Annotated in this window: 9 protein-coding genes; all 9 read left to right on the forward strand. The window is 57.7% G+C overall.

All coding sequences use genetic code 11. The features are described 5' to 3' along the window. Positions 1 to 629 (forward strand): hypothetical protein (locus tag ABIL25_09470; GenBank protein ID MEO0082498.1); only part of this gene is annotated, 629 nt, incomplete at its 5' end. 129 nt (positions 630 to 758) lie between these two features. Next, positions 759 to 1,844 (forward strand): inositol-3-phosphate synthase, encoded by a 1,086-nt coding sequence (locus ABIL25_09475; GenBank protein ID MEO0082499.1) that lies wholly within the window; start codon positions 759 to 761, stop codon positions 1,842 to 1,844. A 47-nt stretch (positions 1,845 to 1,891) separates the two neighbouring features. Beyond that, positions 1,892 to 2,530: a dTMP kinase gene (gene tmk, locus ABIL25_09480; GenBank protein MEO0082500.1), complete on the forward strand. Its 639-nt coding sequence runs from the start codon at positions 1,892 to 1,894 to the stop codon at positions 2,528 to 2,530. Next, positions 2,527 to 2,823 carry a hypothetical protein gene (locus ABIL25_09485; protein MEO0082501.1) on the forward strand — a complete coding sequence of 99 codons (297 nt, stop codon included), beginning with the start codon at positions 2,527 to 2,529 and terminating at the stop codon, positions 2,821 to 2,823. The genes tmk and ABIL25_09485 overlap by 4 nt, the downstream gene beginning before the upstream one ends. After that, positions 2,780 to 4,036, forward strand: coding sequence for a S41 family peptidase (locus tag ABIL25_09490; protein MEO0082502.1), 1,257 nt, complete (start codon positions 2,780 to 2,782; stop codon positions 4,034 to 4,036). Before ABIL25_09485 ends, ABIL25_09490 begins: the two co-directional genes overlap by 44 nt. 106 nt (positions 4,037 to 4,142) lie before the next feature. Next, positions 4,143 to 4,976, forward strand: a complete 834-nt coding sequence (mutM, locus tag ABIL25_09495; protein ID MEO0082503.1) for a bifunctional DNA-formamidopyrimidine glycosylase/DNA-(apurinic or apyrimidinic site) lyase — start codon at positions 4,143 to 4,145, stop codon at positions 4,974 to 4,976. Positions 4,977 to 5,096: 120 nt separating this feature from the next. After that, positions 5,097 to 6,044, forward strand: a complete 948-nt coding sequence (locus ABIL25_09500; protein MEO0082504.1) for an isoaspartyl peptidase/L-asparaginase — start codon at positions 5,097 to 5,099, stop codon at positions 6,042 to 6,044. A gap of 68 nt (positions 6,045 to 6,112) precedes the next feature. Continuing rightward, positions 6,113 to 8,983, forward strand: a complete 2,871-nt coding sequence (locus ABIL25_09505; GenBank protein MEO0082505.1) for a BamA/TamA family outer membrane protein — start codon at positions 6,113 to 6,115, stop codon at positions 8,981 to 8,983. 110 nt (positions 8,984 to 9,093) lie between these two features. Further along, positions 9,094 to 10,314, forward strand: a complete 1,221-nt coding sequence (locus ABIL25_09510) for a hypothetical protein (protein MEO0082506.1) — start codon at positions 9,094 to 9,096, stop codon at positions 10,312 to 10,314. Positions 10,315 to 10,552 lie beyond the last annotated feature (238 nt).

Below are 10,552 nucleotides of genomic sequence, written 5' to 3' on the forward strand. Positions count from 1 at the left end.
ACTCCTTTCATGGTAAGGGCTGGTCAGATTATGCCTCCTGTTTCGAGTACTTTTCTTACGTGAGGCAACGGGGTAGCTTCGAGTACATTTTTGGTGAGGCAACGCGACCCCTTGACTTTGGGGCGGTGCGGCTTAGGATTGGCTGTCGGGTATCGCGGGTCCGTACCCGGCCTAGAATCAGCCGGGCCCGAAGACGCTTGTGGGCGTTCAGAACCCACCGGTCAGCACTGCGAAGACCCGTTGGTCACTGGAACGATTCTCAAGCAACAACTGACCGGAGGAAACAGATGGCCAAGCGGATATTCGTCGGGAACCTTCCATTCAGCGCAACCGAGAACCAGTTGCGTGATCTGTTTGCCCAGCACGGCGAAGTTTCGTCGGTAAACATCGTCAAAGACAGGTTCACCGACCGCTCGAGAGGATTCGCGTTCGTCGAGATGGCCCAGGATGCGGCCGCAGCAGCTGCGATTGCTGCCTTGAACCAGCATAGTCTGGACGGCCGGCCAATCACGGTCAACGCGGCGCGCGAGCGCACCGAGGGCGGGCGCCGCGGCGGTTTCGGTGGCCGTTCCGGCGGCCAGCGCCGGGGTGGACGCAACCGAGGCTACTCGTCCGGTAACCGCTGGTAGAAGATGGAGCCCAACTGAGTCGTAGCGGCGCTCAAGCCGCCTTGGGCATGCGCTTGTTCGCACGCACTTGACAGCCAGCAGGAATACGCCTATCTTCCTAGCTCATGCTGGAATCTGTAAGGAGGCATCATGCCTAAGTTGAGAGTCGGCATCATCGGTGTCGGTAACTGCGCTAGTAGTCTGGTCCAGGGCGTGCATTACTATCGGAACGCCAAGGACGGCGATTCGATACCAGGAATAATGCACGTGAACCTTGGTGGCTATCACATTTCGGATATCGAATTCACAGTCGGTATTGATATTGACAAGCGTAAGGTGGGAAAGGACCTGTCGCAGGCCATCTTCACGTATCCGAACAATACTTGGAAATTTGCCGACGTACCGAAGTCCGGAGTCAAGGTAATCCGGGGTATGACCCATGATGGACTCGGATACTATCTGTCGCAGATTATCGAGAAAGCCCCCGGGCCGACCGCGGACATCGTGCGAATCCTTAAACAGACCCGGACAGATGTGGTGGTGAACTTCCTACCGGTCGGGTCCGAAGAGGCGACTAAGTGGTACGTAGAGCAGGTACTCAAGGCTGGGTGCGCGTTTGTGAACGGGATTCCGGTTTTCATTGCCTCGCAGCGGTATTGGCATCGCCGGTTCAAGGCAGCCGGTCTGCCGGTGCTGGGAGACGATATCAAGTCTCAAGTCGGTGCAACGATCGTACACCGGACGCTGGTGTCGCTCTTCAATGACCGCGGTGTGAAGCTTCTTAGGACATCTCAGCTCAACGTTGGCGGGAATACCGACTTCATGAATATGTTGGAGCGCAGCCGGCTGGCTTCGAAGAAGATCTCCAAGACCGGTGCGGTAACTTCGCTCTTGAAGTACGACCTCGGTGCGGAGAACGTCCACGTCGGGCCGTCGGATTACGTGCCCTGGCTCAAGGACCGGAAGTGGTGTTACCTGCGGATGGAAGGGCAAACGTTCGGTGACGTGCCACTGAACGTTGAACTGAAACTTGAGGTGTGGGATTCACCGAACTCGGCCGGCGTGATGATTGATGCTGTCCGTTGCGCCAAGCTGGCGCTGGACAATGGGTTATCGGGTAGCATCGTTGAACCTTCAAGCTATTTCTTCAAGACGCCGCCAGTCCAGTTCCCGGATGACGTCTGCCGCGACAAGACCGAGGCGTTCATCAGGAGATACGGAAACAAGAAGAAATGACCAACATCCGGCTGTCGCCTGTCAGCTGACAGGCAACAGCGGTCAAGATGCGTGGGGTCCTGATAACATTCGAAGGCGTCGAGGGCTCAGGCAAGTCAACCCAGGCAGAGTTACTGGTCAAGGCACTGCGGAAGCGCGGGTTGCCGTGTGAGTTTTCACGTGAGCCTGGCGGAACTGAAATTGGCGAGCGCATCCGCAACATACTCCTTGACCCGGCGAATCGTGCGATGGATGCTAGAACCGAGCTGTTTCTTTACCTCGCAAGCCGTAATCAGCACGTGCGGGAGAAAATACTTCCCTGGCTTACGGCTGGCAGGATAGTAGTACTTGACCGGTATGCCGAATCATCGGTTGCGTACCAGGGTGCGGGACGGGAGCTGGGCGAGAAGGTCGTTTCAAGGCTAAACAAGCTGGCAACTGCAGGAACACGACCAGACCTGACCATCGTTGTGGACGTGCCGGTTTCGGTCGGACGCAAACGCAAGGCAGCAACCGAACTTGACAGGCTGGAACAGGAACAGGTAGAATTTCATGAGCGGGTCAGGAACAGCTATCTCAGGATGGCGCGCCGGGCACCTAAACGGGTGAAGGTGCTGGACGGCACCCAAGCCCCGGAGCAACTGGCTGCTTCGGTTTTCTTGTTGGTTGAAGGCTTTTTGGAAAGAAAGGGTTTGTTGCAACGATGAAAAGAAGAGCGGCGTTGGTCGCCTCGATTGTTGTGGCCGCACTGCTGGGCGGTTTTTTCGGTCGGTTGTGGGCCGAGAAGGGGGGGGCGACACTGGGTCAGAGCCTGCAGCTTTTCTCCCGGGTAGTCGGGCTTGTTTTGACCACCTATGTCGAGCCAGTCGAACCCGATAAGCTGATAAACGCGGCGATGCGCGGAATGCTCGAGTCGCTAGACCCGCATACCAGTCTTCTGGAGGGCATGGACTATAATGAACTTCGGCGGTATTGGCATCCACATCGGCATCGTGGGTGACGTTCTGACAGTGATTGCACCGATTGAAGGAACGCCAGCGGAGCGGGTTGGAATTCGTGGCGGCGACCGGATTGTCGAAATCGAAGGTAAGTCAACCAAGGGATTCACGACCGAAGACGCAATCAAGGTATTGCGCGGCGAACCAGGAACCAAGGTTAGGATCAAGATCGGGCGGCCTGGGGTAAGTGAGCCGATTCCTGTTGAGATTACCCGCGAGGTCATAAATATCAAGGCGGTTCCCTATGCCGGTATGATCAGGAAAGATATTGGATACGTACGGCTGGCGGACTTTTCCAGAGTTGCAAGCCGGGAACTTGCGCGTGCGCTCGACTCGCTGTTTGAGAAGGGCGCGAAGAAAATAATCTTTGACCTGCGGTCAAACGGCGGCGGGTTGCTCCGGGAAGGATGCGAGGTTGCGGATCTGTTCCTTTCGGCTGGCAAGGTAATCGTCGAAACTAAAGGCAGGATTCCTCAGAGCCGGCGAAGCTACTTGGCTCAGACCGATGACCCGCATCCGGATTTCCCCTTGATCGTCCTCGTGGACCGGGGTAGTGCTTCGGCCTCAGAGATAGTGGCCGGCGCAATTCAGGACTGGGAGCGGGGTGTAGTCCTTGGCGATACTACGTTCGGCAAAGGTTCGGTGCAGAACGTTGAACCACTTTCTGCGGATATGGCGGTGAGGATCACGACCGCATACTGGTACACGCCGGCCGGCCGCTGTATCAACCGTAAACGCGATGAGAACGACGAAGTCGTTGAGGATACGAATGCGGCGCCGGCGCTGTTTCACACCTTGGGTCGGCTGCAGCGCACGGTCTATGGCGGCGGGGCCGTTGCGCCGGACGTGTACGTGCCGTACGAGAAACTGAGCGAGTTCGAAATGAAGGTGAACCGTGACGCGTACTTCGACTTCGCGGTAGACTACGTGCAGAAGCATCCCGGTGTGGGTATGAGTTTTGCTGCTACGCCCGCGGTTCTGGATGAGTTCGCCGATTATCTGCGCAACGTCAAGAAGATGGAGTTCACCGCTGCCGAGTTCGACTCGGCACGCGACTGGTTTGCGGCCAGCATTGAGCGGGAAGTGGCTTCCAAGGTCGCCGGCATGAGGGGTGACTACGAGATGAGGCTGCGCCGGGACCCGCAGGTTAAACGGGCAGTGGAATTGCTTGAGTCCGCGGGTTCGAACGAGACGATGCTGTCAGGATTGAAATAGAGAACGATGGCAGGTGAGGCGACTAGGTGGCCAGACGGCAAGACACGAGGAGTGAACAGTTTGCCGGCCTGCTACCCTGGTAACGGACTACCGAGACACCGCTTCAGTGCCTGAACTTCCTGAAGTCGAGACGATACGAAGCGAACTGGCAAAGGTCGTGGTTGGCCGGACTGTCCGCGCAGTAGTAGTAGGCCGACCGGATATTATTGGCTTTCCGTCGGTGCGGCAGTTCACAAAGGGAGTTGTCGGGCGAAAGATTACCGGTATGAGGAGAATCGGCAAGTATCTTGTCCTCGAGTTGGAAAACGGCGATGAACTGATATTCCATCTGCGGCTGAGCGGGCATTTGGAAATCGGCAATGGCCGTTCCCAGCCAAGGTTTGAACGGGCCAGGTTTATGCTTTCCGGTGGGGCGACGCTTTCGTTTGTCGAACCGAGAGCTTTGGGTAGAGTGTACCTGGTCAACAACCAGAAGTATCCTCGTTGCCTTGCCGGAATGGTGCAGATGGGGCCAGAGCCGATTGCACCGGATTTCACTGCGGGTTATCTGGCCGCAAGGCTTGAAGGAAGAAAAGCAAGCATCAAGAGTCTGCTGCTTGACCAGCGGGTGTGCTGTGGTGTAGGTAACATCTACTCAGACGAGGCGTTGTTCCGGGCCGGGATCCGACCGACAAGACGCGCAGGAAGCTTGTGCAGAGCTGAGGTCGCTCGCTTGTGCCGTAGCCTACGTTCGGTGCTGCGCGACGGTATCAGATGGTGTGGCACGACGCTCAAGGACGGACGCTACTTGCGTACTGGGGCTCAGAGCGGCAGATTTCAAAGACGGCTCAAGGTGGTCGGCCGCGCTGGAGAGCTGTGCCGGGCAGGCTGCGGGGCAGAAGTCCGACGGCTCAGGTTCGGCAACCGCTCAAGCTACTTCTGCCCAAAGTGCCAGCACTAGAACAATGTTCTGCACATTCCGCAGCAAAGGAACGGACCCAGGGGTCCGATGGCTCGAGAAGTCCAAGGTCTGGACACTAGAATCTTTGAACCTTGGAGGCCCAGAGCCCGACGTCATGCAATGAACGGGCCATTAGCACTTATCTGTCAGGGTGGGGCCGGAGTACTGCCAGACCCAGCCGCATCAGCAGCCGGGCTTGCCGAGGCACTGGAGAAGGGATACCGTCTCTTGCGCCAGAGTGCCGACGCGCTGGACGTTGTGGTGGAGACGGTAAGAATTATGGAAGACAACCCAGTGTTCAACGCCGGGACTGGCTCAAGCCTGAACCTTGAAGGCGTCGCTGAAATGGATGCGGGGGTGATGACCCAGGATGGAAGGTTCGGCGGCGTGTGCGCGGTGACCGGGGTCAGAAACCCAATACTCCTGGCACACAAGGTTATGACCGAGACCGACCACTTGTTGCTCTGTGGCCGTGGGGCCGAAGCATTCGCTCGTCAGATGGGTTTCCCAGAATACGACGTTGTAACCGAGCGGGCCAGAGAACGGCTGGCAAAGTTCAAGGAGGAAGGAGTTTCTGATTACTTTCCGAGGCTGGCGGCTCGACTTAGGGCTAAGGCTGAGGAGAGAGGTGGCGGGTCGGTCTCGGAGACGCACAAGATGGGTACGGTTGGCGCGGTTGCGTACGACAAGCACGGTGTTCTGGCCGCGGCTACTTCGTCGGGCGGTATTGTTGGCCGGCTCCCGGGCCGGGTTGGAGACTCGGCAATTCCGGGCGCCGGAGTGTATGCTGGTCCTTCCGGCGCGGTCTCGTGCACCGGCCACGGCGAGGCAATTGTCCGCATTGGGTTGGGCCGCGACATAGTCGAGCGGATGAAGACCATACCGGCCGCGACCGCAGCGATTCTGGTAATCGCCGAGGCCAAGCGCCGGAAGATAATGTGCGGTCTGGTCGGGATTGACGCCCGGGGCCAAGTGTGCTTCGGGCACACGACGCCAGACATGGCTTGGGGCTATGTCGTCGCGGATAAACTGTTCATGTTCACCGACTCAGACCGCAAGCGCCGGTAGGCAGAGCAAGAAGGGTCTAACTACATAGTGACCAATCACCAGTGCCCGACGAGACTATGAGAAGCGACATGCAACCAGTAACAGGCAACAGACGGATGCTGGTGGCCACTTGCTGTTGGCTACTGGCTGCTGGTGCCGGCCTGGCCCAGTTTTCCTATTTCGGTAAGAACAAGGTGCAAACCCGCGAATATAGCTTTCAGAGTCTTGCCACAACCCACTTCAATGTGCTGTTCTATCCCGGGGGCGAGACGATGGCTGAGTTTGCAGCCCAGGTCGCCGAGGACTACTACCAGCGTTTTGAGCGAGAGCTAGGGTTCGGGCTTGACTACCGGGTCCCGTTGATCCTCTATCTCTCACCGGCCCAGTTTTCCGAGACCAATGTCATCACCGAAGTCATCGAAGAGGGGGTGGGTGGTTTCTCAGAACTGTTCAAGAACCGAATCGTCGTGCCGTTCAACGGCTCGTACTATGACCTGCGGCATGTCATCGGCCACGAGCTTGCCCATCTGTTCGAATTCCAGATGTTCTACCGGTCCAAACTGTCGGCGCTGCTCGGCGCAGTGGGTGAGTTTGAGATTCCACTGTGGGTACTGGAGGGATTCGCTGAGTTCCAGTCCGGCTGGGCAAACGTCCGCTCGGACGTGTTCATGCGAGACCTTGTGCTTGCGAACCGACTGGTGCCGATCGACAGGCTGTCGGACCGCATGGGGTATCTTGTGTACCGCGAGGGCCAGTCGTTCTTCGAGTTCGTAGCCGAGAAGTATGGCCGGAACAAGGTATATGAATTCATGCATACCCTGAAGAACAAGCGGAACATGGAGGGAACGTTCAATGCCGTGTTCGGTAAGGGTGTTGCGCGGATGAACGAGGAGTGGGAGAAGTGGCTGCGCATTCGTTACTGGCCGCAGGTCGGTAAGCTGGTGGTTTTCGATACGCTTTGCCGGCAGCTTACTGACCATCGCAAGGACGGTTCAGTCTATAACACCGCTTCCAGGATTTCGCCGAGCGGGACCAAAATCGCGATGATCTCAGACCGGCTGGAGTATGCGGACTGCTACGTGATTTCGGCACTAGACGGCAGCGTGCTCAAGCGGCTGATCCGGGGCGAGCGCTCAGGCGGTTTTGAGACGATGCACCTGTTGCGGCCGGGTATCGCCTGGTCCCCGGACGAGAAATCAGTCGCAATTGTGACGCGGAGCGCCGGTCGAGACAACATCGCGGTCGTGGATTACGCAAGCGGTCGGGTGCGCCGACGGCTCGGATTCGGTCTGGACGCAATTTACACACCGATGTTTTCACCGGACGGCAGCCGGGTTAGCTTCGTCGGGCTCAAGAACGGGTTCAGCGATATCTACGTTGTGCGCACGTCGGGTGGTGAGCCGGAACGCATCACCTATGACATGTACGAGGACAAGGACCCAGCATTTTCGCCCGGTGGTGAAACCCTAGCATTCGTGTCTGACCGACCAGACCCTGGCGAGGAGTGGACCCCGGGCCGTTATGCGGTCTGGCTGCGTACTGCATCCGGCCATTTGACGAGGATAACCGAACGCTACTCAGATGCCGGTTACCCAGTCTTTACCAATTCGGGAGACTATGTGTTCTACGTCGGAGCCGATTCAGGACGGAACATATACTGCTACTCGCTGGCTGAAGGGCAGGTGGTGCGTCGTACCGACCTTCTGGGTGAGGTGTCTTACCTGTCGCTCTCGCGCGACGACCGGAAGCTGGCGTTTTCTTACTTCCACGACGTAGGGTTTGACGTTGCGGTCGTACTCGACCCATTGGAGCGGATTCCTTACGATACGGTTCCGGGATTCCAGGAACAGACCGACACTTTCCGTTTCACACGGCAGGGGCTGGACTTTGAGCGGGTGAAGCCTGCGGGTTTCAGCCTTTCCCTTGACTACGCCGCGGGCGCGGCATCGTACGGGCTGGGCGCAACCGGCGGGTTCGCCGGGACGATAAATGTGGCTTTCAGCGACATGCTCGGCAACCATCGGTTTGAGCTGTACACCGATCTTTACGGTGATATTCTTAATTCCAACCTCGTGTTCCAATACTGGCTTTTGCCAAACAGGATTGACTACGGATTTGCTGTTTTCCAGTTTCTTGACGTTCCGTTATACGTGCCTTACAGCGAGATAGTGTTCAGTTTGGACCGTGGTGCTCAAGCGCTGGCCGCGTATCCGTTCGACCGGTTCACGAGAGTTGAAGCAGGACTGACCGGATACTTCAGCGAAGTTGAGGCCGATACGTGGCTTGACCCACCCTACGAGCAAGGTTGGTACCTCGACACGCTGTGGCATGAGAAAGTTTTTTACGGGTCGAGCGCGTTTGTGTTCGACAACACGTTCTGGGATGAGAACGGCCCGGCGCGCGGAACCCGGACCAGGCTGGGCGGCGACGCGACGTTTTTCTCTGACCGGATATTCCAGGATGTGTACCTTGACTTACGTAACTACCAGCGGTTTGGCCGGAGGTTTGTATTTGCGTCCAACCTGTTTGGAATCGCTGGGTTCGGTCCAGACGCGGACCGGTACTACATCGGCGGGGTTCGGTTCCTTGAATATGCGCCCGGACAACTGGTGGTGCGGGGATACAATCCTGGCGAGTTCTACTACAACACCGGCACTTCAGCCGGGTTCATTGGTCTCGACCTGCGCTTTCCGTTTGTTGACCGGCTCAAACTGGCGTTTCCCCTGCCGCTGGAAATCGGCGGAATAAGGGGTAGCTTGTTTGCGGACGGCGGAATGGTCTTCCGCAGAGGGATGAGGGTGTGGAGTGACGGTCGGCTTCAGGACCTGAAGCTTGGGGTCGGGTTTGGGGTACGTTTCGGCATCTCGCTGTTCGACATCAAGCTTGATCTTGCCAAGCCACTGTCAGCAACCGACGACAAGAGCTGGAAGTTCATCTTCGGACTCGGAGCGGACTTCTAGGAGACGACGAAGTAGCAAGGGTAGGGGATAAACTAAAGACGAAACTACTCGGTAAAATGGTCGATCATGGTTCTGTCGCTAGCGTATCCCGTTTCTTGTCCGCCGCACCGTTGAAGTTCTGTCCTTTGTGTTTCCTGTCCGTTGTTAGCTGCTATCGGTTTGCGAATCCCGGCCCGCCAGTTGATGCACAGACAGCTCCGAAGCAGGCCTGGTCAAGGCTGGCTGCGCTTGAGTCGTTCCGGTTCCGGCTGAGATACCATACCGCTACACCATTCGCGCTCGGTGCGGATTTCGCCGGCTTCTGGCACAAGCCGGACTGCGAAGTGTGGACCGGTTACTGGCGCAGAGGCGATAGTCTGGAGCGCGTTGAGTTTCGGGCTATTGGCGAGCGCCAGTATGAGAAGACTAGGGGTGGCTGGCAAAGGGCCAGCCGCGGTGTCGAAACCAGAATTTTTGATCAGGTCAACCAGGTGTTGGCAGGCAAGGAAATGATGTTTCAGGACTCGACCAAGAAAAAGTACCGGTACCGATTCGAGCCCTGGCTTCCGATCCTTGATCCAGCGCGACAGAAGAAGCTTGCGGGTGAGCTTGAGATTGACCGTGTGTCTGGCCTGCCGTTGCGAGTGTTTGTCACGGAATCCAGGGAAAGGATAACTCAAGACCCAGAGTCCGGAGTCCGGGCTGGGTTGGAATGGGAGGCCAGGTTCGACCAGTTCAACCGTGCGGGAACCGTTGTTGCACCTTTCGTGGCCGAACAGGAAGTGATGATTGCACCAGAAAAGAAACTGTCGAGGGCCGCACTTGGCCAGACGGTTGCGACGCTACGGCGGCGGCTTGAACGACTGAACTTGGAATATCGGCTTGAGCGCCGCTGCGGCCGGCTAGTCCTTGCCCTGGGACGCAGAACGTCATCGGCTGCTCTTGCGCTCTTGCTCGCGCGCGGCCGAATCGAGCTGTGGACCGCGACGCGCTCGTCCAGGCCTGACTCCGGGCTTGTGGTCGGCGACGATGTGTCATTCAGGGTAGCGTTGCGAGAACTCATCTTGATGAACGGACAATACGAAGTCAAGGCCGAAGTAGAGCCGCTACCGGAGCCGAGAATATCATTTGAACTTACCAGTGGTGATTCAGCAGTGGCTGGCGTGGTGCAGAACCGGGATACGCTGGTCGCCCTAGTACTGGACGGCCAAGTGCTTGACTGTGCGAGAGGCATCGATCGAAATCGAGTTCTCTTCACCGGCTGGGGAAACAAGGAGACGGCCCTGGTGCTTGCTGCCGTCGCTTCGAGCCAGGTACTTACAGCAGGGTTTAGGATTCTGCACTCGCGCTGACGACCGGCCAGAACCGGGGATGCATGACGATGAACACAGACCCAGGCCGTGGCTTCGGTCGCCAACGTACCGACCTCAGCCGAGTATCAGTTCTCAGACTACGTTTCTGTACCGGGCGCTGGAACCGTACCGGCGGGGGCACTCGTAGTAGCAAGGGCTCAGTCACGAGCACGGGGCATGGCTTCGCAATAAGCTGAGGTAACGGCATCCGCAGGGGCATTCTTGCCGGCTTGGGCTG

Source organism: candidate division WOR-3 bacterium, assembly GCA_039801365.1.
Lineage (GTDB): Bacteria > Hydrothermota > Tepidihabitantia > Tepidihabitantales > Tepidihabitantaceae > JBDRUN01.

Bases quoted from the DNA above. Each gene is read 5' to 3' on its own strand.
- tmk (MEO0082500.1), top strand. From the start codon at position 1,892: ATGCGTGGGGTCCTGATAACATTCGAAGGCGTCGAGGGCTCAGGCAAG.
- ABIL25_09485 (MEO0082501.1), top strand. From the start codon at position 2,527: ATGAAAAGAAGAGCGGCGTTGGTCGCCTCGATTGTTGTGGCCGCACTG.
- ABIL25_09490 (MEO0082502.1), top strand. From the start codon at position 2,780: ATGAACTTCGGCGGTATTGGCATCCACATCGGCATCGTGGGTGACGTT.
- ABIL25_09475 (MEO0082499.1), top strand. From the start codon at position 759: ATGCCTAAGTTGAGAGTCGGCATCATCGGTGTCGGTAACTGCGCTAGT.
- ABIL25_09505 (MEO0082505.1), top strand. From the start codon at position 6,113: ATGCAACCAGTAACAGGCAACAGACGGATGCTGGTGGCCACTTGCTGT.
- ABIL25_09500 (MEO0082504.1), top strand. From the start codon at position 5,097: ATGAACGGGCCATTAGCACTTATCTGTCAGGGTGGGGCCGGAGTACTG.